Origin of the sequence: Streptomyces canus 299MFChir4.1, assembly GCF_000383615.1 — a bacterium.
Taxonomy (GTDB): Bacteria; Actinomycetota; Actinomycetes; order Streptomycetales; family Streptomycetaceae; genus Streptomyces; species Streptomyces canus_C.
In genome coordinates, this window is the sequence record NZ_KB911628.1 from 1 (window position 1) to 25436 (window position 25436).

Annotated in this window: 25 protein-coding genes and 3 pseudogenes; 25 read left to right on the top strand and 3 right to left on the bottom strand. The window is 70.3% G+C overall.

All coding sequences use genetic code 11. The features are described from left to right. Nucleotides 1-93 precede the first annotated feature (93 nt). Both H293_RS0143590 and H293_RS0143595 read left to right on the top strand, forming a co-directional pair. Nucleotides 94-966 (top strand): annotated as a pseudogene (locus H293_RS0143590) (LacI family DNA-binding transcriptional regulator); the annotation flags it as partial. Nucleotides 967-1135: 169 nt separating this feature from the next. Beyond that, the gene (locus H293_RS0143595) at nucleotides 1136-1453 is read left to right on the top strand and encodes a hypothetical protein (protein ID WP_020124070.1); all 318 of its coding nucleotides are present in this window, start codon (nucleotides 1136-1138) and stop codon (nucleotides 1451-1453) included. A gap of 112 nt (nucleotides 1454-1565) precedes the next feature. Here H293_RS0143595 and H293_RS0143600 read toward each other — a convergent pair whose 3' ends face one another. Then, nucleotides 1566-2696 (bottom strand): methyltransferase, encoded by a 1131-nt coding sequence (locus tag H293_RS0143600; RefSeq protein WP_020124071.1) that lies wholly within the window; start codon nucleotides 2694-2696, stop codon nucleotides 1566-1568. Nucleotides 2697-3152: 456 nt separating this feature from the next. Between H293_RS0143600 and H293_RS0143605 the strand changes: the two genes are divergently transcribed. Next, nucleotides 3153-3362, top strand: a complete 210-nt coding sequence (locus H293_RS0143605) for a hypothetical protein (RefSeq protein WP_158694538.1) — start codon at nucleotides 3153-3155, stop codon at nucleotides 3360-3362. Between the two features lie 549 nt (nucleotides 3363-3911). Here the strand turns inward: H293_RS0143605 and H293_RS0143610 are convergent. Further along, nucleotides 3912-4859, bottom strand: a complete 948-nt coding sequence (locus H293_RS0143610; protein ID WP_033416459.1) for a LysR family transcriptional regulator — start codon at nucleotides 4857-4859, stop codon at nucleotides 3912-3914. Nucleotides 4860-4963: 104 nt separating this feature from the next. Here H293_RS0143610 and H293_RS0143615 point away from each other — a divergent pair, with 104 nt between their 5' ends. The 3 genes and pseudogenes from H293_RS0143615 to H293_RS53325 form a co-directional block, all read left to right on the top strand. Then, entirely contained in the window at nucleotides 4964-5857 is an 894-nt protein-coding gene (locus tag H293_RS0143615; protein WP_020124074.1) for an NAD(P)H-binding protein, read from the top strand. Next, entirely contained in the window at nucleotides 5766-6341 is a 576-nt protein-coding gene (locus H293_RS0143620; RefSeq protein ID WP_259294680.1) for a darcynin family protein, read from the top strand. Before H293_RS0143615 ends, H293_RS0143620 begins: the two co-directional genes overlap by 92 nt. A 130-nt stretch (nucleotides 6342-6471) precedes the next feature. Continuing rightward, nucleotides 6472-6931: pseudogene (locus H293_RS53325) on the top strand (transposase); the annotation flags it as partial. A gap of 171 nt (nucleotides 6932-7102) precedes the next feature. On the opposite strand, the gene H293_RS58775 reads toward H293_RS53325, so the two are convergent. Then, on the bottom strand, nucleotides 7103-7387 hold the full coding sequence (locus H293_RS58775; protein WP_158694539.1) for a hypothetical protein: 285 nt from the start codon (nucleotides 7385-7387) through the stop codon (nucleotides 7103-7105). 557 nt (nucleotides 7388-7944) lie between these two features. On the opposite strand from H293_RS58775, the gene H293_RS0143635 reads away from it, so the two are divergent. The 19 genes and pseudogenes from H293_RS0143635 to hypE all read left to right on the top strand — a co-directional run bounded on the left by H293_RS0143635 (nucleotide 7945) and on the right by hypE (nucleotide 25357). Beyond that, nucleotides 7945-8553 (top strand): superoxide dismutase, encoded by a 609-nt coding sequence (locus H293_RS0143635; RefSeq protein WP_020124076.1) that lies wholly within the window; start codon nucleotides 7945-7947, stop codon nucleotides 8551-8553. Continuing rightward, nucleotides 8554-9267 (top strand): annotated as a pseudogene (locus H293_RS53330) (SDR family NAD(P)-dependent oxidoreductase). Nucleotides 9268-9636: 369 nt separating this feature from the next. Continuing rightward, on the top strand, nucleotides 9637-9951 hold the full coding sequence (locus H293_RS0143645; RefSeq protein WP_020124078.1) for a DUF6400 family protein: 315 nt from the start codon (nucleotides 9637-9639) through the stop codon (nucleotides 9949-9951). Continuing rightward, nucleotides 9938-10195: a hypothetical protein gene (locus H293_RS0143650; protein WP_033416466.1), complete on the top strand. Its 258-nt coding sequence runs from the start codon at nucleotides 9938-9940 to the stop codon at nucleotides 10193-10195. Before H293_RS0143645 ends, H293_RS0143650 begins: the two co-directional genes overlap by 14 nt. Before the next feature lie 163 nt (nucleotides 10196-10358). Next, the gene (locus H293_RS0143655; RefSeq protein ID WP_020124080.1) at nucleotides 10359-12140 is read left to right on the top strand and encodes an enoyl-CoA hydratase-related protein; all 1782 of its coding nucleotides are present in this window, start codon (nucleotides 10359-10361) and stop codon (nucleotides 12138-12140) included. A gap of 63 nt (nucleotides 12141-12203) precedes the next feature. Then, a complete protein-coding gene (locus H293_RS0143660) occupies nucleotides 12204-13292 on the top strand; it encodes an NADH-quinone oxidoreductase subunit B family protein (protein WP_020124081.1) in 1089 nt (362 codons plus the stop codon). An 86-nt stretch (nucleotides 13293-13378) separates the two neighbouring features. After that, a complete protein-coding gene (locus H293_RS0143665) occupies nucleotides 13379-15163 on the top strand; it encodes a nickel-dependent hydrogenase large subunit (protein WP_020124082.1) in 1785 nt (594 codons plus the stop codon). Beyond that, nucleotides 15160-15696 (top strand): hypothetical protein, encoded by a 537-nt coding sequence (locus H293_RS0143670; protein ID WP_020124083.1) that lies wholly within the window; start codon nucleotides 15160-15162, stop codon nucleotides 15694-15696. The genes H293_RS0143665 and H293_RS0143670 overlap by 4 nt, the downstream gene beginning before the upstream one ends. Continuing rightward, nucleotides 15693-16334, top strand: coding sequence for a DUF5947 family protein (locus H293_RS0143675; protein ID WP_020124084.1), 642 nt, complete (start codon nucleotides 15693-15695; stop codon nucleotides 16332-16334). Before H293_RS0143670 ends, H293_RS0143675 begins: the two co-directional genes overlap by 4 nt. After that, nucleotides 16331-17014, top strand: a complete 684-nt coding sequence (locus H293_RS0143680; RefSeq protein WP_020124085.1) for a DUF6084 family protein — start codon at nucleotides 16331-16333, stop codon at nucleotides 17012-17014. Before H293_RS0143675 ends, H293_RS0143680 begins: the two co-directional genes overlap by 4 nt. Beyond that, nucleotides 17011-18441 carry a hypothetical protein gene (locus H293_RS0143685; protein WP_020124086.1) on the top strand — a complete coding sequence of 477 codons (1431 nt, stop codon included), beginning with the start codon at nucleotides 17011-17013 and terminating at the stop codon, nucleotides 18439-18441. Before H293_RS0143680 ends, H293_RS0143685 begins: the two co-directional genes overlap by 4 nt. Next, nucleotides 18438-18986 carry a hydrogenase maturation protease gene (locus H293_RS0143690; protein WP_020124087.1) on the top strand — a complete coding sequence of 183 codons (549 nt, stop codon included), beginning with the start codon at nucleotides 18438-18440 and terminating at the stop codon, nucleotides 18984-18986. The genes H293_RS0143685 and H293_RS0143690 overlap by 4 nt, the downstream gene beginning before the upstream one ends. A gap of 11 nt (nucleotides 18987-18997) precedes the next feature. After that, the gene (locus tag H293_RS61835) at nucleotides 18998-19102 is read left to right on the top strand and encodes a DUF6893 family small protein (RefSeq protein WP_020124088.1); all 105 of its coding nucleotides are present in this window, start codon (nucleotides 18998-19000) and stop codon (nucleotides 19100-19102) included. A 142-nt stretch (nucleotides 19103-19244) separates the two neighbouring features. After that, nucleotides 19245-19643 carry a hydrogenase maturation nickel metallochaperone HypA/HybF gene (locus H293_RS0143700; RefSeq protein ID WP_020124089.1) on the top strand — a complete coding sequence of 133 codons (399 nt, stop codon included), beginning with the start codon at nucleotides 19245-19247 and terminating at the stop codon, nucleotides 19641-19643. A 3-nt stretch (nucleotides 19644-19646) separates the two neighbouring features. After that, nucleotides 19647-20402, top strand: a complete 756-nt coding sequence (gene hypB / locus H293_RS0143705; RefSeq protein ID WP_020124090.1) for a hydrogenase nickel incorporation protein HypB — start codon at nucleotides 19647-19649, stop codon at nucleotides 20400-20402. Then, nucleotides 20399-22822: a carbamoyltransferase HypF gene (gene hypF / locus H293_RS0143710; protein WP_020124091.1), complete on the top strand. Its 2424-nt coding sequence runs from the start codon at nucleotides 20399-20401 to the stop codon at nucleotides 22820-22822. Before hypB ends, hypF begins: the two co-directional genes overlap by 4 nt. 33 nt (nucleotides 22823-22855) lie before the next feature. Continuing rightward, complete coding sequence (locus tag H293_RS0143715; RefSeq protein ID WP_020124092.1) at nucleotides 22856-23158, top strand: HypC/HybG/HupF family hydrogenase formation chaperone; 303 nt, start codon at nucleotides 22856-22858, stop codon at nucleotides 23156-23158. Next, nucleotides 23158-24285, top strand: coding sequence for a hydrogenase formation protein HypD (hypD, locus tag H293_RS0143720; RefSeq protein WP_020124093.1), 1128 nt, complete (start codon nucleotides 23158-23160; stop codon nucleotides 24283-24285). Before H293_RS0143715 ends, hypD begins: the two co-directional genes overlap by 1 nt. After that, nucleotides 24278-25357, top strand: a complete 1080-nt coding sequence (hypE, locus tag H293_RS0143725) for a hydrogenase expression/formation protein HypE (RefSeq protein WP_020124094.1) — start codon at nucleotides 24278-24280, stop codon at nucleotides 25355-25357. The genes hypD and hypE overlap by 8 nt, the downstream gene beginning before the upstream one ends. The last annotated feature ends 79 nt before the right edge of the window (nucleotides 25358-25436 follow it).

Below are 25436 nucleotides of genomic sequence, written 5' to 3' on the forward strand. Positions count from 1 at the left end.
GGCCATCGCCCCGCACTGGCGCACAGCCCCAATCAACCCACCGACCAAAGTCCCAAGAAGCTGGGACCCGATTCCTTAAGTCACTGGTATTGGGGCTACGTGCCCAATCTCGCGGCCCGCTCCCTGGCCGGGCAGCGTGCGGACGCCGTGGCCCTCGTCCTGACTGAGCCGGACTGGCGGCAGTTCGCGGAGCCGTTCTTCTCGGAGATCGTCCGCTCACTCGGCGATGCGCTGGCGGACACCGGGATGCAGCTGATGCTGACCCTGGTCCGCTCGGAGACCGAGCGGCAGCGCTTCCTGGAGTACGCGCGAGGCGGCCGGGTCGACGGAGTCCTGCTGATGTCCGTACACGCGGACGACAGGCTGCCGGACATGCTCGCCGAGGCGCGGTTGCCGACCGTTCTGCTGGGGCGCCGCTCGGGCGACGAGTATGTGAGCTACGTCGACGCCGACAATGTGGGCGGCGCCCGAAACGCCGTGTCCCACCTTCTGAAACAGGGCCGCACGGCGATCGCCACCATTACGGGGCCATTGGACATGTACGTTGCCCAGTGCCGGCTGCGCGGTTATCAGGACGCGCTGGCGCTGGCCGGCCTGAAGACGTCACGGTCCTGGGTCGCGGAGAGTGATTTCTCGGAGGAGAGCGGCCGTAGTGCCATGACGGAACTCCTCGAACGGCACCCCGAGATCGACGCCGTCCTCGCTGCCTCGGACACCACCGCGGCCGGGGCGTTGCGCGCACTGCGCGCGGCCGGACGGCGGGTCCCCGGAGACGTCGCCGTCATCGGTTTCGACGACTTTCCACTGGCAGAGCGCACCGAGCCGCGCCTGACCACTGTGCGACAGCCGCTGGAGCAGATGGGGCGGGCCATGATCAGGCTGCTGCTGGAGGAGATGGAGGAGGAGTCCGTGGCCTGGCGCCACGTCATCCTCCGCACAGAGCTGGTCGTCCGGGAGTCGTCCTGACCGCCCTCCGCCCGACAGCTTCACGCGCCACGCACAGGTCAAGTCGGCCTCGTCGGCCGAGGCCGCGGAGGTGGTGCAGAACGCCGCTCATCCAGTGGTCGTGCAGCAGCGACAAGAACCAGCAGTGGAGCCTCACCGAACGCCCAGGGTAGGCGCCTTCGTCCCCGCTGTGACCTCCGGCGGTGACACCTTCTCAGAGCAGACGCTGCGGATGGTCGTCCACATCAGCGCCGCAGGTTCCGGGGTGCGGATCCGGGTGTCCAACCTGCGCGGCACCACCGCGCTGTCCGTCGGCGCCGTCGACGTGGCCGTCCGGTCCAGTGGCGCCGCCGCGGTGCCCGGCACCCATCGCACCGTGACCTTCGGCGGAGTCGGCAACCCGACCGTCGTAGCCGGGGCGCAAGTGACCAGCGATGTCATCCCGATGTCGGTGAGCGCGGGGCAGGACCTCCTGGTGAGCCGGCGCGCGCTGGGTAGGTGCTGTTGAACCTCAAGCCTGGCGAGGAATCCGGTCATCCCGTGGGCGCCGAGGTCACCCACGGGATGTACTCACCCGGTGAACCGGGAGACGGGGTGCCGATGCGTGATCGGGATGCCGGTCACGCTGTCAGACGCCAGAGGGACGTGGTCTCTGCGCTTCGCGCTGCGTGGAGTGGGTCGGTGGCGTCCTTGGAACGTGGGTGACGGGGCTTGGCGTCGATCTTGTCGACGACGCGGAGGTGTGCTGCCTGGATGGCGTTGAGCAGTTGCTGACGTGTCCGGAGCCCGAGGTGCTCTGCCAGGTCGGACAGGATGAGCCAGCCCTCGCCGCCCGGCCGAAGATGGGCGGACAGGCCAGCGAGGAAGCTGCGGAGCATGGCGCTGTCCGGGTCGTAGACGCCTTGTTCGATGAGGCTGGTCGGATGGGCGGGGAGCCAGGGCGGGTTGCACACGATGAGGTTGGCGCGGCCTTCGGGGAACAGGCCGGGGCCCGACACTTCGATACGGCCGGTCAGTGCGAGCCGGTGGGCGTTCTCCCTGGCACAGGCCAGGGCGCGTGGGCTGATGTCGGTGGCCACGACGCGGTTGATTCCGCGGTAGGCCAGGACCGCAGCCAGGACGCCGGTTCCCGTGCCGAGATCGAATGCCGTACTGGTGTCGGGACTGCGCAGGGTCGCCGGTGGCAGCGGTGTGTGGGCGACCAGGTCGACGTACTCGCCTCTGACCGGCGCGAACACGCCGTAGTGGGGGTGGATGCGAGTGCCGAGCGCCGGCACATCGACCCCTTTCAGGCGCCATTGGTGAGCGCCGATCACTCCCAGTAGTTCCCGGAGGGAGACCACCGTGGGCCCCTTCGGGGGACCGTAGGCCTCAAGGCACGCCTGACGGACGTCGGGAGCCCGTCGCAACGTCAAGGTGTGGTCGTCGTCCAGCAGTACCAGGAGTTTTCCGAGCACACGGGCACGGTGACTGTTGTTGCGTCGGTGCAGGTGGAAGGACTCGCTCGGGGAAGTGCTGGACCTGGGCGTTGTGCGGTCGATGCGGCGGCCCATCGCCTGAAGCAATTGCTGGGCGTTGTGGAAGTCGCCTTGCCAGAGCAGGGCCGTCCCTTCGCATGCCTGACGGTAGGCGTCGTTGGCCTTCATCCGGTCGTCGGCGACGACGGTCCGCCGTGGAAGGGGGGCGGCGTTCTCGGAATGCCAGCGGGCGGACTGTTGAGTGTCGGCTGTGGTCCAGTGGATGGTGGACACCACGTACTCCTCGTGATCGAACGTGCAGGGGCACGAAGAGCACTTCGACGAGGAGCAGGCTGAACCCACGTCTGTCCATCGGGCAGGCGTGTGCGTTGAGGCAGGTGGCTGTTACCGCTCTCGCGTCGAAGTGCGAGAGCGGACGTCCCAGACAACCATGCCGAGCATCAGGTCAGTCCTTTCGGAGGAATGGCAGCAGGCTCGCACAGGTGTTGCTCGGCTTCCAAATACGCCAGCGCCGGCAGCAACTTCCTGATCCACTGCTGTGCCCTGTCGGCCGCCACCATGTCGGCAGGATTGATGACCCGCACCGGTGCCGGGCCGTGCCTGCTGCCAGGCCGCACCACACAACTCCGCACTCGCCAAAGTCCGTGCAAGGCCCGTACAGAGCCCCGTCCACGCCGCCAGGAGCGTGCCGCGCCCCGCGCAATCGAGCTGGTTCCCACGGCAGTTGTGGTGGAACTGCCCGAGTCGGTGCGTGCGCGCCTGCGGCGCCTGGCTCCATCCCTGACCGCGGAGGGCCGGCAAGCTGTGCGGGCAAAGCTCGTTCTTGCCGCGGCCGAGGGGCTGGCCAACGCCGCGATCGCACGCGAGCTGAACGGCAGCGTCAACATGCTGCGCAAGTGGCGGGGCCGCCGGTTCGCGTTCGGTGGCCTAAAGACATGAGCCACGCGAAACGTTCCGGTCGGCCTCATATCCAGGGGCCGTGGGTGCACGTGGCTGTGGTAGCCGCCGCCACCAGCGAGCCCCCGCACCCGGAGGCGACCTGGTCGTACCCAAGGGTCGCCGCGCAAGTAGCAAACACCGCCCTCGCTGCTCGCGCCGCGGTCTCACCGTCTCGGGTTGGTCGAACCCCGGCGGACCTGGACCTCAAACCACACCAGGTACGGGGCTGGCTCCCCGCCGCCTGGCAGGCGTTCAAGGTGTTGACCGCCGCCGTGCCCCACCGCAGTTCCAGGCCTCGCCGATCCGCTCGGCGGTCTTCCCTGATCCCGTAGTTCCGGATCGTGTTGGGGTTGGTGAGCGAGCCGAGGAAGAGGTCGGCGGCCGGCCCGACTGTCGTACGGCCCCTGCCGGGAGCTGGGCGAGAGCGGGTACCGCTTCCCCTCTTGCCACAGACAACGGGGCCGCCCGACACCCCCGCCGGCCACTCACCGGGGCCGACGAACATTTGGCGCACGATCTGACGCGGATGTTCCTCGGCCCCCGATCACGTCAAGTGCTCCCAGGCGCGCGGAGTGTGCGGCGAACAGCGCTGCGGAGCCATTGGTGGGCTCCGTCGGCTGCGTGGCGGGGGTGCCAGGCCATGCCGATGGTCAGGGGCGGCAGCGGCAGGGGAATGTCGAGGAGACACAGGCCGAGGGCGGCGGCTGTGTGGGTGAGAGGCGATTCGGGGTCGCCGGGAAGCGCGGCGGGGACGAGGCAGACGACGTCGCTGCGGGCCGCGAGGGTCATCGCCGCCAGGTGGCTGGGGAGGACGGCGGTGACGCGCCGGTGGAGGTTCTGCCCGGCGAGGGCGGTGTCGAGAGGGCCGGTGAACCGGCCTCGTCGGCTGACCGAGACATGTTCGGCGGCAGCCAGCCGCGCCGGGTCCAGGGCCTTCCCGGCGAGGGGGTGGCCCGGGCGGACGGCCGCCATCATCCGGAGCGTGACCAGTTCTTCGACCTGGGTCTCCGGGGCCATGTGGTCGATGGATCCGACCTCCAGATCGATCCGGCCGTCGCGGAGGGCCGAACCGGCCTCCAACTCCTCGTCCCGGAGCCGGAACGAGACGCCGGGCGCTTCCTGGCGGGCGAGGTGCAGCAGTCCGGGGGTCAGCGCCGCACCGACCAGGTCGGCGGCCTGGAGGGTGAAGGCGCTGCGCAGGGTGGCGGGGTCGGCGCCTTCGCCGGGGCTGAGCAGCGTTCCGAGGCGGCGCACCACCGCGGCGGCTTCGTCGCGCAGAGCCAGGGCGCGGGGGGTGGGGACCATGGTCTGTCCGGCCCGCACCAGGAGCGGGTCCTGGAGGGTACGGCGCAGGCGGCCGAGGGTGCGGCTCATGGCGGCGGGGGAGGTGCGCAGGCGGGCGGCGGCCCGGGTGACGCTCTGCTCGGTCAGCAGGGCGTCCAGCGCGACGGCGAGGTTGGCGTCAAGGGCCGAATGTGGGCTGTTCACCAGCGTAATTCCATTTCAGGCAACATCTCCTTGCTGAAGTTCCCATTGTGGCATCACTGCAGCGTTACCCAGGATGGGGGCGTACCGACCCGACACGGACCCGTGAGGTTTTCATGATCGTCATCACTGCTCCCACCGGGAACATCGGCCGCCACCTGCTCGCCCGGCTCCTGGAGTCCGCCCCTGCCGCCGGTGAGGAACTGCGTGTGATCGTGCGTGACCCGGCACGGCTGCCGGACGCGGCACGCGGACGCGTCGAGGTGATCACCGGCTCGCACGGGGACGCCGAGGTGGTCGACAGGGCCTTCCAGGGCGCGGACGCCGTCTTCTGGCTCGTCCCCCCGGACGCCGCCCTGGCACCGGAGGACGCCTGGACCGGCTTCACCCGCCCCGCCGCGAGGGCACTCACCGCCCACGGAGTCGGGCACGTCGTCGGCGTCTCCGCCCTCGGCCGCGGCACCCCGCTCGCTGGCCGCGCCGGACTCGTCACCGCCTCTTTGGCCATGGACGACCTTCTGGCCGACACCGGCGTGGCCTACCGCGCCCTGGCCAACCCGTCCTTCTTCGAGAACCTCCTGGAGGAGGCCGCCCCGATCCGCGAGAAGGGCGTCTTCACCGACGACGCAGACGCCGACCGCAAGGTGCCCCTCGTCGCCGTCGCCGACATCGCGGCCGTCGCCGCCGGCCTGCTGCTGGACCGTTCGTGGACCGGCACCGACAGTGTCCCGGTCGTGGGGCCGCAGGACCTGTCACCCAATGACCTGGCCCGCATCATGACCGAGCAGCTCGGCCGCCCCGTCCGGTATGAACGCCAGCCGCTCGACGCGCTGTACACCACCCTCGTCGGCTACGGCCTCAACGAGGCATTCGTCCAGGGCGTGGTCGACATGAAGCGGGCCAAGGACGAGGGCCTCGATGCCGGAGTCCCCCGCACCCGGGACACCGTCGGCCCGACCACCTTCGAGCACTGGTGCGCCCAGACCCTCAAGCCTGCCGTCCTCTCCTGAAAGCCTCCAGCCCCTTCGCCATCGCGTGTGGCGCCCATGGCGTCAGACCCCCGCCACTCAGGAGACATCCACCATGCCTGTTGAGGAAGCCGAACCGCCGGTCACCGCGTTCATGCTCGTCAAGACCACGCCCGAGTGGCTCGCACTGACTGTCCCGGAGCGGATCGAAGCCTTCACCACTCAGGTCGTCCCGACGATCGAGGCCAGGACCACCGGCGTCCGGTCACGCTTCTACGACACCGAGTTCTACTCCGCTCGTGTTACCGACGTGTGGGTCTGGGAAGCCGACGACCACCACAGCTATCAGCTCCTCATCGACGCACTGCGCGAAACCCCGTTCTGGGACCGCTACTTCGAGGTCGTAGACCTCCTCGTCGGTACCGAAAACGGCTATGTGCGCAACTACCAGGTCGACCCCGCTGCCACCTACCCGGGTGCGTCGCAGATTTGTCGGACATCGCGTCGCCTGGGGACAAGATCGTGAGACGGAATGGCGTGGCCCATGAATGAGACGCCCGGAAACGGCCCAGGTCACTGCTGCGGAACGGGACATCAACGAGGGCCTACACAGGCCCTGTCCCGCCACGGCCCGAAGTGCCGTGCCTGGACCCGCGGTCAGAGCGGCCTCGACCGTGGGGAAGGACTCCCGCGGTTACGACCCAGGCAAGAAAATCAATGACCACAAGCGGCATCTCGTGGTCGACACCCGTGGCCTCCCGCTGATGGCCATGGTCCCCCTGGCCGACCTGCACGACTCCCAGGCGGCGAAAGAAGTCCTCTTCCGGCTGCGGCCGACCCACCCCGGGATCACCACCGTCCGGGCCGACCGTGTGTACGCGGGCACGCTCGTGACCTGGGCCAAACGCCATCAGAACCTCACGATCAAGACGGCCGGCCGTCCGAAGGGCACCTACGGGTTCGTCCTGCTGCCCCGCCGTTGGGTCGTCGAACGCCGGCATGGATCATGCACGCCCGCCGGCACGCCCGGGACTACGAGCGGCTCGTGGAGCACGGAGTCTCTCATCACCTGTGCGGTGATCACGCTGATGACCCGCCGTCTCACCCGGAAACCCACCGCCGGACCCTGCCCAGGTCGCCGCCTCCGCCTGACAGGCGATGGTGATCCACAAATACCTCGACGCACCGTTGCAGTGCCCGACGAGACCGGACTGGCCGTCCGTGAACTCCTGTCACTTTTGATCACCGCCTGGGCCCGTGAGGAATCGGAACGACCGTCACCGTCGCTCAGAACGGTGCCGGCCCTTCACCGATAAAGGGCACGGACGTTTCACCGTCAGGGGTGGCAAGAGGCCGGATTCGACGCTCATCGCCAGTCGGCAGACGCAAACGAGCCTCAGCGTCTCTCGACACCTCTGCCAGCCACCCCGGAACACGGCGCAGGACACCGCCCCACACCCCCGTGTCCGGCAGGAGCAGCCCCAGGTCGACCTCCACCGCGATCTGCTGATCACCAAGGAAGAGCCAGGCATCCATACAGCGCAGGTGGGCTGTCACGTCCTCATCCTGCACCGGCGGCAGCCTCCGAAGACGCCGCCGTCAGCCGAACAAGTGACACGGGAGAAGCCACTGGAGCTGCCGCATCGTCTCAGATCCTGAGGTGCTGGTTCTGGAGCGACTGTTCGCGCCGGCCGGGGTGGAGTCTTTGTTCTGCGACTGTTCCGTGCTCGACGCCCTGCTCAGTGCCCGCGAACATGCCTAGGAACAGCGCCGCAGATCAACAGACAGGCGACCTTCAGAACGGGTTCCCGCCGACCAGGCTGCGCGGCACCGCGTCTCTGCCTACCGCCTTGCACGCCGACGCCGACGCCGACGCCGACGCCGACGCCGACGGCGGCAAGCCGTGCATGCGGTAGCGGGGTCGGCCGGGACCGGCGGGCGCCGGGTGAGAAGACGATCACTCTGCGGGAAGGAGACGCCGACGGACGGAAGGCGCTCAGACACCGAAGGTGACGGGCCGACCCCGCCACAAACCATGCTGATGCATTTCAATCGTTGTTGCAAGTAGTTCGCAATAGAGGCATAGGCTGTCCCCGGACGATCACCCACCCGGAAAGGGGACGTGCCTGATGGGCACCTACGCGCTTCCCGACCTGCCCTACGACTACGCAGCACTCGAGCCGGCCATCACCGGGCAGATCCTGGAACTGCACCACGCCAAACACCACGCCGCCTACGTCAAGGGCGCCAACGACACCATCGAGCAGCTCGCCGAGGTCCGAGACAAGGACCAGATCACGCCCACCGGTCTGGTCGGGCTGGAGAAGACCTTCGCCTTCAACCTCTCCGGCCACGTCCTGCACTCGATCTTCTGGCAGAACCTCTCCCCGGACGGCGGTGACCGCCCCGACGGCGCGCTGGCCGGCGCCATCGACGAACACTTCGGCGGCTTCGAGGCGTTCAGGAAGCAGCTGACCGTCGCCACTGCCTCTGTGCAGGGCTCCGGCTGGGGCGTGCTGGCCTGGGAGCCCCTCGGCAAGCGCCTGATCGTCGAGCAGATCTACGACCACCACGGCAACGTCGGCCAGGGCAGCACCCCGCTGCTGGTCTTCGACGCCTGGGAGCACGCCTACTACCTGCAATACAAGAACGTCCGCCCCGACTACGTCACCAAGCTGTGGGACCTGGTCAACTGGGAGGACGTTGCCACCCGATTCGCTGCGGCAGCCAACACCTGAGTGACCCGCCGCCGCCCGACTGGCGCAGGAGGGGGTGTCGGGCGGCGGCGGGGGCAGAGGGGTGCGGACTCGCCAGCCGAAGCGGGATGGGCGAGTCCGCAGACCGGGCAGAGGGTGGCCCGGCACAAGGCAGTGCGGGACCGCGCCCGATGGGGACGGAAGGGAGGGACAGCCGCGTCCGGGAGACGGAGGCCCACAGGCCTCAACGGCCGCCGTGGCCGAGGGGAAAGGCATCAGGGACGCCTGGACGTCAACGTCCTCGGCATGGTGCGCGACCCGTGCCGCCCTGCCGCATCTACGGCGCGCTGCCACTGCCCGTCCGGGCACTGCGGCGATCGTCAACATCGGCTCGATCGCTGCCACGGCCGGCCTCCCGCAGCGTGCCCTGTACTCAGCGAGCAAGGGTGCCGTCCTGGCGCTGACCCTGGACCTGGCCGCCGACCACGTCCATGAGGGCATTCGCGTCAACTGCGTCAACCCGGGCACCGCCGACACCCCCTGGGTAACCCGGCTCCTCACCGCCCCCGCGACCCGGAGGCGGAACGCGCCGCCCTCAACGCGCGCCAGCCCATGGGACGCCTGGTCGGCGCGGAGGAGATCGCGGCGGCCGTGGCCTACCTGGCCTCCCCGGCCGCCCCCTCCATGACCGGTATCGCCCTCGCCGTCGACGGCGGCACGCAGGGGCTCCGGCTCCGTCCGAGGGGCGGGTCATGAGGACGTCGACGCTGGGTGACACCGGTGTCCGGGTGACCGAGCTGTCGTTCGACGCCGCCTGGGGCGCGGGCATCCGCAGCTTCGACACGGACCCGCACTACGGACTCGGGCTGACCGAGCGCCGCCTGGGCACCGCCTGTGCGATCGTCCCCGACATGACTGACACCGTCGGCGTTTCGCTCGACGAGGCACTGGCGGTACTCAAGCCGCAAACCCGCATCGCCACGGAGCCGGATGAGCCGACCGACAAGTCGTCGGCCGACGGGCATGTACGGGTCACCACGGGACGTCCCCTGAGGGCGCGGGCCTGCTGTGACTTCTCCCACCTGCTCTTGCCGGGGCGAGAAGCGCTTGCCTACGTTCGGTCCCATGTCCTCTCATGGCCGCGCCCTTCCAGGCGAACCGGACGAACCCGCCACGGAAAGCAGGTCCGCGGCGGACCGACCCGACCCGTCTTCGACGGTCGACCTGGACATCGACCTGAGCTCGCATGAACTGCTCCGGCGCGCTCATGTCCTGGACGCTCTCGGTCCCGACTGGGACCCCGTCGCCGCGCTGCGCGGCGAGGAAGCGGCGTATGAGCTGCTGTATTCCGGCCTCAGCGCGGAGCAGCAGCGCATGTACGACGAACTGGTCTCGGCCGGTGTCCTGCCGCGGCGAGGCGGCGGCGATGCTGCCGCTTGACCCACAGGCGGACATCGGGCGTCGCGCCTGGGTGGCCTGCCCGAACTGCGACGACCGTCGCGGGTGCGCCACCTGCGAGCAGGGGCGCACCTGTTCGGAGCACTGGCGCTACCTGCTGTCCCACGTCGGCAGCCTGCTCCACCTGCAGTGCCGGTCGTGCACCCACATCTGGGCACACGAGACCCACTTCGGCGCCACCCGCTCCCGGTGGGAGCGCATCACCAGCGGCCTGCGACGAATGTGATCATCGGTGGCGCCGTCTGCCGCGGCCAGTGAGGCCGGACGGCGGATCGGCGTCCGCTTTCGGATGACCTCACCGCCTGTCGTCGGGGACGGCAGGTCGCCCTGCCCGAGGATCGCGTGCGGCGGCCATTGCTGCCTGCCGTTCGTCCGTCTCGGAGGCAGCCGTGCACATCCTGCTCCTGGCCAGTGCGTTCAACAGCCTCACCCAGCGTGTCCACGCCGAGCTGCGCGACCGTGGCCACACCGTGGCGGTGGAACTCGCCCTCCCCGGCAGCCCGTTGCCCGACCTCGTGCGGCGGCACGCACCGCAGCTCATCGTGGCGCCGATGCTGAAGACGGCGATTCCCGAGGAGGTATGGACAGCGCACACCTGCCTCATCGTCCATCCGGGGCCCGTGGGCGACCGCGGTCCCTCCTCCCTGGACTGGGCGATCCATGAGGCTGTCGACCAGTGGGGCGTCACCGTCCTGCAGGCCGACGGGGAGATGGACGCCGGTGACGTGTGGGCCTGCGTATCGTGCCGGGTTCCTCCGGTTCCCAAGAGCGAGCTGTACCGGGGCGAGATCGCCGACGCCGCTGTCGAGGCCGTCATGCTCTCGGTCGAGCGGTTCGCCGAGGGAACCCACGTACCACGCAAGCAGGACGTGGCACCCACGGCCGACGCTCTTCTGCGCCCCCGTCCCTACCTCGACCAGAGCGTCCGGCGAATCGACTGGGCCGAGGACTCCACCCAGGATGTCCTGCGCAAGCTGAGAGCGGCGGACTCGCAGCCCGGTGTGCTGGACATCCTGCTCGGCCGTGAGTGGTACCTGCACGGCGGTCATCCCGAGAGCGTGTTGCGCGGCCGCCCGGGCGAGCTGCTGGCCACCAGGGCCGGAGCGGTCTGCCGGGCCACCAAGGACGGCGCCGTGTGGATCCCCGAGCTGCGGCCCCGGCGCATGCCCGGGCAGCCGCCCACCTACAAACTGCCTGCCGTGCGGGCACTGGGCGACCTGCTGCCAGCCCTGCCCGAACATGCCCTGCCCCTGCTGCCCGAGGCGGGGCACGGTACCTGGACGGACATCCGCTACCGGGAGCAGGGCAACGTCGGGTTCCTCTCGTTCGCCTTTCCGGGCGGCGCCATGAGCACGGAGCAGTGCCGACGTCTGCTGGACGCATACCGGCAAGCGTGCCGGCGGCCCACGTCCGTCCTGGTGCTGGGCGGCGAACGGGACTTCTTCTCCAACGGGATCCATCTCAATGTCATCGAGGCCGCGGACGATCCCGCCGCAGAGTCCTGGGCGAACATCAACGCCATCGACGATCTGGTCGAGACCGTCCTGACGACGACGGACCGACTGGTGGTCGCGGCGGTCGCGGGCAACGCCGCGGCGGGCGGGGTGATGCTCGCCCTGGCGGCCGACGAGGTGTGGTGCCGCTCGGGCGCCGTGCTCAACCCGCACTACCGCCTGATGGGCCTGTACGGCTCGGAGTACTGGACGCACACGCTGCCCCGCAGGGTGGGTTCCGCGACGGCCGAACGGCTCCTGCGTGAGGCTCTGCCGGTGAGCTCGGCGGGCGCGCTGAGCCTCGGTCTCGTCGACCGGGTGGTCGACCGCGGACCTGAGGAGTTCGCGGGGGAGGTCGGCGCTCTGGCGGCGCGTCTGGCGTCACTGCCGGCGACGGCGTCACGGATCGCCGCGAAGAAGGCGGAGCTGGACCGGTTGGAGAGCACGACCCCGCTGGCCGGCTTCCGTGAGCAGGAGCTGGCCCGGATGCGGCGCACCTTCGACGACCCGGACGCCCCGTACCACTCGCTGCGTCGTGCCTTCGTCCACAAGGAGCGGCCCGCGTGCACCCCGCCGCACCTCGGCCCCGCCCGGGTTGCGCAGACCGGCCCGACCCCCTCCGTCGCGGATGTCACCGGAACGGCCCTCATTGGCGTCTCATCACGGCCGAACGGCTGATACGAAGAGAAGCGATGGTCGAAATCTGGGCCTTCATCCCTTACCTCCCCAGGAGGCGGTCCCATGACTGAGGCGACGCCGGACACGGTCGATGCTGCGGACGCGAGTGGCGCGCCCGCCGACGAGACACCCACGATCCACATTCTCTGGATCAACGCGGGCCTGAGCTGCGACGGCGACTCGGTCGCGCTGACGGCGGCCATGCAGCCCAGCATCGAGGAGATCGTGCTCGGTGTGCTGCCGGGCCTTCCGAAGATCGCCGTCCACTGGCCGCTCATCGACTTCGAGTGCGGTCCGGTCGGCGGTTCGGACACGTTCATCGAGTGGTTCTTCAAGGGGGAGCGGGGCGAGATCGACCCGTTCGTCCTGGTCGTAGAGGGCTCCATCCCCAACGAGGCGATCAAGCCCGAGGGCTACTGGTGCGGCTTCGGCGACAACCCGGAGACCGGTCAGCCGATCACCACCAGCGAGTGGATCGACCGGCTCGCCCCGAAGGCACTGGCGGTCGTCGCCATCGGCACCTGCGCCACCTACGGCGGCATCCACGCCATGGCGGGCAACCCGACCGGCGCGATGGGCGTGCCGGACTACCTCGGCTGGGACTGGAAGTCGCACGCGGGCATCCCCATCGTGTGCGTCCCCGGCTGTCCGATCCAGCCCGACAACTTCTCCGAGACGCTCACCTACCTGCTCTACCAGGCGACCGGCGCGGCCCCGATGATCCCGCTGGACGACAAGCTGCGCCCGACCTGGCTGTTCGGGGCCACCGTGCACGAGGGCTGCGACCGTGCGGGCTACTACGAGCAGGGCCAGTTCGCCCTGTCGTACGACTCGCCGACGTGTCTGGTCAAGCTCGGTTGCTGGGGCCCGGTCGTCAAGTGCAACGTGCCCAAGCGCGGCTGGATGAACGGGATCGGCGGCTGTCCCAACGTCGGCGGCATCTGCATCGCCTGCACCATGCCCGGCTTCCCCGACAAGTTCATGCCGTTCATGGACGAACCCCCCGGCGCCAAGGTGTCGAGCGGTACCAGCGGGGCGTACGGAGCCGTGGTCCGCAAGCTGCGGTCGATCACGGCCAGAACCGTGGACAAGGAGCCCAAGTGGCGTCGTACCGGAGACACGCTCACCACCGGATACCGACCCCCGTGGTGAGCGCTCGCCGCAGCTGACCCGCTCCCCGTTCTCGTGCATGCACCCCCCACCCGAACCTCCCGCGCAACGAAGGGCACGGCACACAGATGGCACCGAAGACGAAGGCGGCCGGCGACGGCAGCGGCCTGGTGGAGATGGCCTGGGACCCGATCACCCGGATCGTGGGCAGCCTGGGCATCCACACGAAGATCGACTTCAAGCAGAAGCGGGTCGCCGAGTGCTACAGCACCTCGTCGGTCTTCCGTGGCTACAGCGTCTTCATGCGCGGCAAGGACCCCCGCGACGCCCACTTCATCACCAGTCGCATCTGCGGCATCTGCGGTGACAACCACGCCACCTGTTCGGTGTACGCGCAGAACATGGCGTACGGCGTGAAGCCCCCGCACCTCGGCGAGTGGATCATCAACCTCGGTGAGTCCGCGGAGTACATGTTCGACCACAACATCTTCCAGGAGAACCTGGTCGGGGTCGACTACTGCGAGAAGATGGTCAAGGAGACCAACCCCGGCGTCCTCGAACTCGCCGAGCGCACCGAGGCCCCGCACGCCGCGGAGCACGGCTACCGCACGATCGCCGACATCATGCGCTCGCTCAACCCGCTGGAGGGCGAGTTCTACCGCGAGGCCCTCCAGGTCAGCCGCTACACGCGCGAGATGTTCTGCCTGATGGAGGGCCGCCATGTGCACCCCTCCACGCTCTACCCGGGCGGCGTCGGAACCATCGCCTCCGTGCAGCTCTTCACGGACTACCTCAGCCGGCTGATGCGCTACGTGGAGTTCATGAAGCGCGTCGTGCCGCTGCACGACGACCTGTTCGACTTCTTCTACGAGGCGCTGCCCGGGTACGAGGAAGTAGGCCGCCGGCGTGTCCTGCTCGGCTGCTGGGGCGCGCTCAACGACCCCGAGTACTGCGACTTCACCTACGCCAACATGACGGACTGGGGCAGGCGGATGTTCGTCACGCCCGGCATCGTCGTCGACGGCAAGCTCGTCACCAACGACCTCACGGAGATCAACCTCGGCATCCGCATCCTGCTGGGCAGCTCCTACTACGAGGACTGGCAGGGCCAGGAGCAGTTCGTCACCCACGACCCGCTCGGCAACCCGGTGGACCCGCGCCACCCGTGGAACCAGCACACCATCCCCACCCCGCAGAAGCGGAACTTCGACGACAAGTACAGCTGGGTCATGTCCCCGCGCTGGTTCGACGGCAAGGACCACCTCGCCCTGGACACCGGTGGCGGCCCCATCGCCCGCCTGTGGTCGACGGCCCTGTCCGGTCTCGTCGACATCGGGTACGTCAAGGCCACCGGGCAGAGCGTGGTCATCAACCTGCCCCGCACCATGACCAAGCCGGAGACCACCTTCGAGTGGAAGATCCCGAAGTGGTCCAACGCCCTGGAGCGCAACCGCGCCCGCACCTACTTCCAGGCGTACGCCGCCGCGGTCGCCCTGCACTGCGCGGAGATGGGCCTGGCGGAGGTCCGCGCCGGACGCACCCAGACCTGGGAGAAGTTCGAGGTTCCGGACGAGAGCATCGGCGTCGGTTTCACCGAGGCCGTCCGCGGTGTCCTGTCCCACCACATGGTGATCCGGGACGGCAAGATCGCCAATTACCACCCGTACCCGCCGACCCCCTGGAACGCCAGCGTCCGGGACACCTACGGCACGCCCGGCCCGTACGAGGACGCCGTGCAGAACACGCCCATCTTCGAGGAGAACACCCCGGAGAACTTCAAGGGCATCGACATCATGCGCGCCGTCCGCAGCTTCGACCCCTGTCTGCCCTGCGGAGTCCACATGTACGTCGGCGGCGGCAAGACCGTGAAGTCGATGCACGTCCCCACGGGCCTGAGCGGACTGGGCGGATGAGCGCGGCGACGGCGGCGACGCCGGTGAACGCGGAGCAGACCGGACGCCGTGTCGAGGAGGTGCTGGAGCGGCTCACCGCGAGCGGCGACCCGGCCGCCGCCGCGGCCGCGGAGGAACTCGTGCGCTCCCTCATGGACTTCTACGGCGCCGGCCTGGCCCGCGTCCTCCACCTGCTGTCCTCCACTCCAGGCGAACTCCCCGCGGAGCTGCTCGGTGACGGACTGGTCGCGAGCCTGCTCGTCCTGCACGACCTGCACCCCGAGGACCGCGACACCCGCATCGCCCGCGCCCTCGACGGGGTCCGGGAACACACCCTGGAGGTGGTGGGCTTCGACGAGGAGAGCGGCACCCTGACCCTGCGAGCCCGGGAGGCCGGCGGCGGTTGCGGTTGCGGCAGCGGCACGGGTGCCCAGGAGGCCGCTGAGGCAGCGCTCGCCTGCTTCGCACCGGAGGTCAGGGCGGTCGACGTACAGACCGCCCCCGCGGGGCCGAGGCTCCTCCAGATCGGCACGGCACCGACGGGGGCCCGATGACGGCGTCCCCGGCGACGCGCACGCCCGGCCTGCGGAGGTTCCTCACCGAGAAGCCTCCGCAGCCCGAACGCTGTGAGCTGTGCGCCGTGGCGGTCGAGGCGGGCCACCGCCATCTCGTCGACACCGAGAAGCGCGCCCTGGTGTGCGCCTGTGCCCCGTGCGCGCTGCTGATGGAGCAGCCGGGCGCCGCCGCGGGCCGCTTCCGCACGGTCCCGGCCCGCTACCTCACCGACCCCGGGCACCGCCTCGACGAGAGCGCGTGGGAGGCGCTGCAGATCCCGGTCGGCGTCGCCTTCCTCTTCCGCAACGCGGCGCTCGACCGGTTGGTCGCCCTCTACCCGAGCCCGGCCGGAGCCACCGAGAGCGAACTCGAACCGGCCACGTGGACGGACGTCCTCGGCGGCAGCCGCCTCGCCGGACTGCTCGAACCCGACGTGGAGGCGCTGCTGCTGCGCCGCACGAAGGCCGGCTGCGAGTGCCACCTCGTACCCATCGACATCTGCTACGAACTCGTCGGCCGTATGCGCCTGTTGTGGCAGGGCTTCGACGGCGGAGCCGAGGCCCGCGCCGCGCTGGACGCGTTCTTCGCGGATGTCGCGCGACGGGTCCGGCCCCTGGGCGAGGTGGGTCATCCGTGACCGAGTTCTCCTTCGCCTGCACCGGCGTGCGAGCCGACCGCTACGCCGCCGGTCCGACCCTCGTCTTCCGGCTGCGCGTCACCGCCGGCGACAACGCGCACGTGCACGCCCTCGCGTTGCGCTGCCAGATCCGGATCGAACCCGCCCGCCGTGGCTACGAGCCCGCCGAGGCCGACGGCCTCGCGGACCTCTTCGGCGAGCGCTCACGCTGGGGCAGCACGCTCCAGCCGGTGCAGTTCGCCCAGGTCTCGGTCATGGTCCCGAGCTTCACCGGAGAGATCGAGACCGACCTCGTCGTTCCCTGCACCTACGACATGGACATCGCCGCGACCCGCTATCTCGACGCCCTCACCGACGGCGAGGTCCCCTTGCTGATGCTCTTCTCCGGTACGGCGTTCACCGGAACCGGTGGCTTCCGGGTGGAGCCCGTCCCGTGGGACCGCGAGGCAGCCTTCAGAATGCCCGTCACCGCCTGGCGGGACATGGTCGAGCAGCACTTCCCCGGCTGCGGCTGGATCCGGCTGCCCCGCGACACCATGGACGCCCTCCTCGCCTACCGCTCCCGGCATGCCCTGCCCTCCTGGGAGGCGACCGTCTCGGCGCTGCTTGAGGGTGCCGACCCGCCGGCGCACGACCCGCTGCGCGCCCTCACCGCCACCACCGGAAGGACCGATCCGTGACCGTGACCGCGTTCGCCCCGGAGACCGAGGAGCGCTTCGCTCTGGCCCGGCAGGTGGCCGACGCCGTCCTCTTCGAGGGCTATGTGCTCTACCCGTACCGCGCCTCGGCGGCCAAGAACCGGCTGCGCTGGCAGTTCGGTGTGCTCGTGCCGCCCGGCTGGGGCACCGAGTGCGAGGAGCACGACTTCCAGCACACCGAATGCCTGATGGAACCGAAGGCGGGGGCGACCCTCTCGGTCGAGGTGCGCTTCCTGCACGCCCGAAGGCGCACGGTGCAGCAGTCCTGTCCGGACGGCGGCTTCGAGACGGTGCCCGAACTCCGCCTCGACGACCGGGTGCTGGTGCCCTGGGACGAGGGAAACGAGGAGCGCGTCGAGGTGGTCGCGTCGGTGGACGAGCTCCTCGGCGACGGCGTCACACATCCCTTCCGGCTGCCCGCCCGCGAGGAGTCCGAGCCGGTCGTGGACGAGGCCGGCCGCACTGTCGGCCGGCTGGTGCGGCGTTGCGAGGAGATCAGCGGGGCGGTACGGCTCTCGGCCCGCGAACTCGACGGCCCCTACCGGACCGTGCGGCTGACCGCCGTCATCGAGAACACCAGCGACTGGACACCGCCCGCGGGCCGCGGCGCGGACCGGGAGGCGGCTCTGCCGCACTCCCTGGTGGCCACCCACCTCCTCATGGGCCTCAGCGCCGGCTCGTTCCTGTCGATGACGGATCCCCCCGAGTGGGCGAAGGGCGCGGTCGCCGCCTGCCGCAACCTGCACACCTGGCCCGTACTCGCCGGCGAACCGGGCCGTGCCGACCTCGTGCTGTCCTCGCCGATCATCCTGCAGGACCATCCGGCCATCGCGCCGGAGAGTCCCGGCGCGCTCTACGACGCCACCGAGATCGACGAGATCCTCGCGCTGCGCACAGCGGCCCTCACCGACGAGGAGAAACGCGAGGCCCGGGGCACCGACGAGCGGGCGGCCGCCGTGATCGAGCTGGCGGACTCGATGCCGGCCGAGGTCCTTGAGCGGCTGCACGGCGCGGTGCGAAGCCTGCGCGAAGTGACCGGTCCGGGCCCGTCCGCCCCGGACGGCGGCTTCCCCGACGAGTACGGGGTGCAGCGGCCCGACACACCCTGGTGGGACCCGGCGAGCGACGCGGGCTTCGACCCCGAGCGGGACCGGGTGGTCGTGGACGGCCGGTCGGTGGGCCAGGGCAGCCGCGTCGAACTGCATCCGGGCCTGCGGCGCACGGACGCGCAGGACATCTTCCTGCGGGGCCGCACCGCGACGGTCGAGGCGGTGCTGCACGACGTCGACGGCGGGGTGCACCTGGCGGTCACCGTCGAGGGCGACCCGGGCGCCGACATCCGCCGCGAGCAGGGACGGTACCTGTACTTCCAGCCGGACGAGATCACCCCGCTGGAGGACGACGTATGAACCCCGCTTCGCAGTCAGGACCCCGGACTCTCGTCGCCGGCATCGGCAACGTCTTCCTCGGGGACGACGGCTTCGGCGTGGAGACCGCCCGCCGGCTCGCCGAGCACGACCTGCCCGCACACATCGAGGTCGTGGACATCGGGGTGCGCGGGGTGCACCTCGCTTATCAGCTGCTGGACGGCTACGACACCCTGGTCCTCGTGGACGCCACGGCACGTGGCGAAGCCCCCGGCACGCTGTACGTGATCGAACACGACATCGGCGGAAGCCCTTCGCCGCCCGCCGCCACGCTGGACGGCCACCGGATGACCCCGGACGCCGTCCTGGCACTGCTGGACACCCTGTGCGCCGGGACCGGCGGCGAGCCACCACGCCGCGTCCTGGTCGTGGGATGCGAACCGGCCTCGGTGGACGAGGGCATCGGTCTCAGCCCGCCGGTGTCCGACGCCGTACCGGAGGCCGTCCGGCTGATCGAAAAGCTGCTGCGGCACGAGGAGCCGGGAGAGTCCGCGCCGCGGGCCACGGCCGGTGGGATCTCGACATGAGGAGAGACGGGATGAAGAAGATCGTCATCGGTGGAGCGGCCCTCGCCGCCCTGGTCGCTGTCGCCGCCGAGGTGCTTCCCGACGTCCGGCGCTACCTGCGGATCCGACGGATGTGAAACGCGGGAGCCGGCGGTGCGCCGTGAGGTTGCGTCGAACGGTGTATCCGCCGGCCGGCGACGGCGTGCCGGGCCGCCCCTCCAGGGGGCGCCCGCCTCTAATGAAGCCCGCGGAAGGCAGCCTGCGGAAGGACGAAGCCCCATGCACGAGATGTCCGTCGCGCTGGCCGTCGTCGACCAGGTGGAAGAGGCCGCCATGCGGGCCAAAGACGTCACGGCGGTGCGATCGGTACGGCTCCAGGTGGGCGAACTGGCCGGCGTCGTACCCGACGCACTCGCCTTCTCCTTCGAACTCGCCTGCGCCGGAACTCTGCTGGAAGGCGCCGAACTGATCACGGAAGCGGTGCCGGGGCGGGCTCGCTGCACCCCCTGCACACACGAATGGGCCGTCGGCATGCCGCCCCGGCTGACCTGCCCCGCGTGCGGCGGTACGCAGACCGACCTGCTCGCGGGTCGGGAACTGCAGATCCTCGACGTGCACTGGGAGGACGGCGGCCCCCCGCAAGTACTCACCCGCGAACCGATCCCCGAGGAGCGCTGAACCATGTGCCGTGTCGTCGACCTGCGGCAGGCCGTACTCGCGAAGAACGACGCGAGCGCCCACGAACTGCGCGCGCACCTTACGGCTCGAGGCATCGCGGTCGTCAACCTGCTGTCCAGTCCGGGCAGCGGCAAGACCGCGCTGCTGGAGCGCGAACTGCTGCGAGCACGGGAGCGGGCGGTTCCCGTCGCGGCGCTGAGCGCCGATCTGGCCACCGAGAACGACGCGGCCCGGCTGGCGCGTTCGGGGGTCCCGGTCAAGCAGGTGCTCACGGACGGACTGTGTCATCTGGAGGCGGGGATGCTCGCCGGGCACCTGGACGGCTGGCTGCCCGAGGACACCCGGCTGCTGTTCGTGGAGAACGTCGGCAACCTCGTCTGCCCGGCCTCCTACGACCTGGGGGAGACGCTGAGAGTCACGCTCGCCTCCGTGACGGAGGGCGAGGACAAGCCCCTCAAGTACCCCACCGCCTTCGGTCTCGCCCACCTCGTGGTGGTCACCAAGACCGACATCGCGGAGGCCGTCGAGTTCGACGAGGCGGCGTTCCGCGCGAATGTGCAGCAGGTCAACCCGGGGGTCGAGGTGATCCTGACGTCGGCACGCCGGGGGCAGGGAGTCGGCGCGCTGCTCGACCGGGCGCTGGGCGCGGCGGACGGCACACCCGTCCACTCACCGGTCATGGCCCGGCAGCCTCATCTCCACACCCACACCCACACGCACCCGGAGGCCACCGGCACCATGGCCCACACCCACTCGTGAGCGGTCCGCAGGCTCCGACCGCCGTCGCCGGGAACACCCCACGACGCCGCCGGGTCACCGTCCGGGGAGTCGTACAGGGCGTGGGCTTCAGGCCCTACCTCTACGGCCTCGCCACCGAACTGGCCCTGGCCGGACATGTGACCAACACCCCGGAGGGCGTCGTCGCGGAGGTCGAGGGCAGCGCCTCGGCCGTGGCCCGGTTCTGCGACCTGATCGCCGCCCAGGCACCGCCGCTGGCCCGCGTGGAGTCCGTCCACCACCGGGAGATGGCTCCCGTCGGCGGCACCGCGTTCACCATCCTCACCTCGCGCACCGGCGGACCGGCCCGCACCCTGGTCTCCCCGGACTCCGCCACCTGTGCCGACTGCCTCGGCGAGCTGGCCACCCCGGCGGACCGGCGCTACCGGCACCCGTTCGTCAACTGCACCCACTGCGGCCCGCGCTTCACGATCGTCACCGGCGTGCCGTACGACCGGGCGAACACCACCATGGCGGGCTTCCCGATGTGCCCCGACTGCGCCCGGGAGTACGAGGATCCGGCCGACCGCCGGTTCCACGCGCAGCCGGTCGCCTGCCCGGCCTGCGGGCCCCGTCTGCGGTTGGTCCTCGCCCAGGAAGCACGGATCGGGAAGATCGAGGGGGCGGACCCGGTCACCGAGGCCCGCGCGCTGCTGACGCGGGGCGCGATCCTCGCCGTGAAGGGCCTGGGCGGCTACCACCTGGCCTGCGATGCCTCGAACCAGGACGCGGTCGCCCTCCTGCGCCGGCGAAAGGCGCGCGGGGACAAGCCGTTCGCCGTCATGGCCAGGACCGCGGACGACGTCCGTCACCTCGTGCGGCTGAGCCCGGCGGAACGGAGCCTGCTCGAAGGCCGTGCCAGGCCGGTCGTGCTGCTGAGGCGGCGTCCGCGCCCGTCGCACATCCCCGGGGGCCTCCGGCCCGCCGAGGCCGTGGCACCCGGCAGTCCAGACCTCGGCGTGATGCTGCCCTACACGCCCGTGCACCATCTGCTGCTCGGTCTGCCCGGCGACCCGGACGGCCCCGGGCTGCTCGTCATGACCAGCGGCAACCTGTCCGGTGAGCCCATCGTCACCGAAGACAACGAGGCGTTGGAGCGACTCGCGCACCTGGCGGACGCCTGGCTCACGCACGACCGGCCGATCCACGTCCCCTGCGACGACTCCGTGGTCCGCGTCTGCGACGGGGAGCCACTGGTGATCCGCCGCTCGCGTGGCTACGCCCCGTTGCCGCTTTCCCTCCCGCTGCCCGTGCGTCCGGTCCTGGCCGTCGGCGGAGACCTGAAGAACGCCTTCTGTCTCGGGGCGGGCCGTCAGGCCTGGCTGTCGGCGCACATCGGCGACATGGACGACGTCGGCACACAGCGGGTCTTCGCGGGCGCGGTGGCGCAGTTGGAGTCCATCACGGGAGTGCGGCCCGAGGTCCTGGTCGCCGACCGGCATCCTGGCTACCGCTCCGCCGGATGGGCCGACCGGAACGCGGCGCACCGGCCCGTCGTACGCGTCCAGCACCATCACGCGCACATTGCCGCCGCCATGGCCGAACACGGACTGGACGGCACCCGGCCGGTGATCGGCGTCGCCTTCGACGGCACCGGCCACGGTGACGACGGCGCCGTGTGGGGCGGGGAGTTCCTGGTCGCGGACTACGACCGCTTCACCCGGTTCGGACATCTCGCGTATGTTTCCCTGCCCGGTGGTGACGCCGCGGTGCGCCGGCCGTACCGCATGGCGCTGTCCCATCTGAGGGCGGCCGGGATCGACCGGTCCGACGACCTCGCCTGTACGACCGCCTGCCCGCCCGACGAACTCCACCTGCTGGAAAGGCAGTTGGAGCGCGGCCTGAACTGTGTCCCCACATCCAGCATGGGCCGGCTCTTCGACGCCGTGTCCTCCCTCGCCGGGGTGTGCCACCGAGCCGGATACGAGGCACAGGCCGCCGTCGAACTGGAGGGGGCGGCGGTGCGTGCACCGGCCGACGACACCACCGCGTACGCCTTCGCCCTGCACGCACCGGAGGAGAACCGGGACGGCGCCGTACAGGCCGATCCGGAACCGGTACGGGCCGACCCGGCACCTGTACTCGCGGCGATCGTCGGCGACCTGCGCGGGGGAGTCGAGCCGGCACTGGTCGCCGCGCGCTTCCACCGGGGCGTGGCCGGCCTGGTGCACCGGATGTGCGTGCGGGCGCGAGAGCGGCACGGGCTGGACACGGTCGCACTGACGGGAGGCGTGTTCGCCAACACGCTGCTCTCCGCGGCCTGTTCCGCCACCCTGCGCGAGGACGGCTTCACGGTCCTGCGGCACCACCTGGTGCCGCCCAACGACGGTGGCCTGGCGCTGGGCCAACTGATGGTGGCCGCCCGCGCCACTCCCACTCCCCGTCCCATCCCCACCGACTGAGCAGACGCGCGACCGACAGCGAGGAGATCACTCATGTGCCTGGCGGTACCCGGCAGAGTGCTGGACATCGAGGAACGGGACGGCACCCGGATGGCCACCGTCGACTTCGGCGGCGTGGTCAAGGAGGTGTGCCTGGAGTATCTGCCCGACCTCCAGGTCGGCGAGTACGCCATCGTCCACGTCGGGTTCGCCCTGCAGCGGCTGGACGAGGAGTCGGCGCGGCAGACACTCGAACTCTTCGCCGAACTCGGCTTGTTGCAGGAGGAGTTCGGCGACGCCTGGGAGATGGCGGCGACCGAGGCGGGCGTCGACCCGGTGGAAGAGGTGCGCAAGTAGTGAAGTACATCGACGAGTTCCAGGACCCGGAGCTGGCCCGCCGCCTGCTCGACGACATCCACGCCACGGTGACCAGGCCGTGGGCCCTGATGGAGGTGTGCGGAGGGCAGACGCACAGCATCATCCGTCACGGCATCGACCAACTCCTGCCGGAGAAGGTCGAGTTGATCCATGGACCCGGCTGCCCGGTGTGCGTGACTCCACTGGAGGTCATCGACAAGGCCCTGGAGATCGCCTCCCGACCGGAGGTGATCTTCTGCTCCTTCGGCGACATGCTGCGCGTGCCGGGCACCGGACGGGACCTGTTCCAGGTCCGCGGCGAGGGCGGTGACGTGCGCGTCGTCTACTCACCGCTCGACGCGCTGCGGATCGCCCGGCAGAACCCGGAGCGCGAGGTGGTGTTCTTCGGCATCGGCTTCGAGACGACTGCACCCCCCAACGCCATGACGGTCCACCAGGCCCGGAAGCTGGGCATCGGGAACTTCAGCATGCTGGTGTCCCATGTCCGCGTACCGCCCGCCATCGAGGCCATCATGTCGTCGCCGAGCTGCCGGGTGCAGGGCTTCCTCGCGGCCGGCCATGTCTGCAGCGTGATGGGCATGGGGGAGTACCCGGAACTGGCGGAGCGCTTCCGGGTACCGATCGTCGTGACGGGCTTCGAGCCCCTGGACATCCTCGAAGGCGTACGCCGTACCGTCCAGCAGCTGGAACGCGGCGAGCACACCGTCGACAACGCCTACGCCCGTGCCGTGCGCGCGGAGGGCAACCCGGCCGCCCGGGCCATGCTGGAGGACGTCTTCGAGGTCACCGACCGTGCCTGGCGCGGCATCGGGGTGATCCCGCAGAGCGGCTGGCGGCTGGCACCGAAGTACCGCGCCTACGACGCCGAGCACCGCTTCTCCGTCGAGGGCATCCGGACCCAGGAGCCGGCCGAGTGCCGCAGCGGAGAGGTCCTGCAGGGGCTGCTCAAGCCACACGAGTGCGAGGCCTTCGGCACCCTGTGCACCCCTCGCACCCCGCTGGGGGCCACCATGGTCTCCAGCGAGGGAGCCTGCGCCGCGTACTACCTCTACCGGCGGCTGGACATGCCCGCCACCAAGGCTCAGGAGGCGACCCCCGTTGTCTGACACCACCGATCTCCCCGTCCCCGCCCTGGACGTCGAGGCGTGGACGTGTCCGGCGCCCCTGCGGGACCGGCCCCGCGTCGTCATGGGCCACGGCGGTGGGGGAGTCCTCTCCGCCGAACTGGTCCAGCAGATCTTCGCGCCCGCTTTCGGGGGCACGGTGCTCGCCCAGATGGGTGACGCCGCCGTCCTCTCCCTGGGCGGTGCCCGGCTGGCCTTCTCCACCGACTCCTACGTGGTGCGGCCGCTGTTCTTCCCCGGCGGCAGCATCGGCGATCTGGCGGTCAACGGCACCGTCAACGACCTCGCCATGAGCGGAGCCCGCGCGGCCTACCTCTCCTGCGGATTCATCCTGGAGGAGGGTGTCGAGCTCGACGTGGTCACCCGCGTGTCCGAGGCGCTGGGCGCGGCCGCGCGCACCGCCGGTGTGGAGGTGGCCACCGGCGACACCAAGGTGGTGGAGGCCGGACACGGCGATGGGATCTACATCAACACCGCGGGCATCGGTCTGGTCCCTGCGGGCGTCGATCTGCGCCCTCAGCGAGTCGTCCCCGGCGATGTCGTGATCGTCAGCGGCGCCATCGGCGTCCACGGGGTGGCGGTCATGAGCGTGCGGGAGGGCCTGGAGTTCGGAGTCGAGATCAAGAGCGACTGCGCGGCGCTCGGCGGCCTGGTCGACGCCATGCTCACCGTCACCCCGGATCTGCACGTCCTGCGCGACCCCACCCGAGGCGGCCTGGCCGCCTCGCTCAATGAGATCGCGCAGGCCTCCGGCACCGGAGTGGTCATCCAGGAACGCGACGTCCCGGTCCCGCCGGCCGTCGCCAACGCCTGCGCCATTCTCGGACTGGACCCCATGTACATCGCCAACGAGGGCAAGCTGGTGGCCTTCGTCCCGCGCGAGCACGCCGACGCGGTCCTCGCCGCGATGCGAGCCCATCCTCTGGGCGCGGACTCCGTGATCATCGGTGAGGCCGTGGAGGGGCATCCCGGCATGGTGGTGGCACGGACCGGCCTGGGAGGGACGCGGGTGGTCGATCTACCGATCGGGGAGCAACTGCCGCGGATCTGCTGACGGCATCCGAACGGATCCGCTGACAGGGGCGTCGCTCGTCCAGCCGCGAGTCAGGCCGCCGCGAATCAGGCCGTCCAGG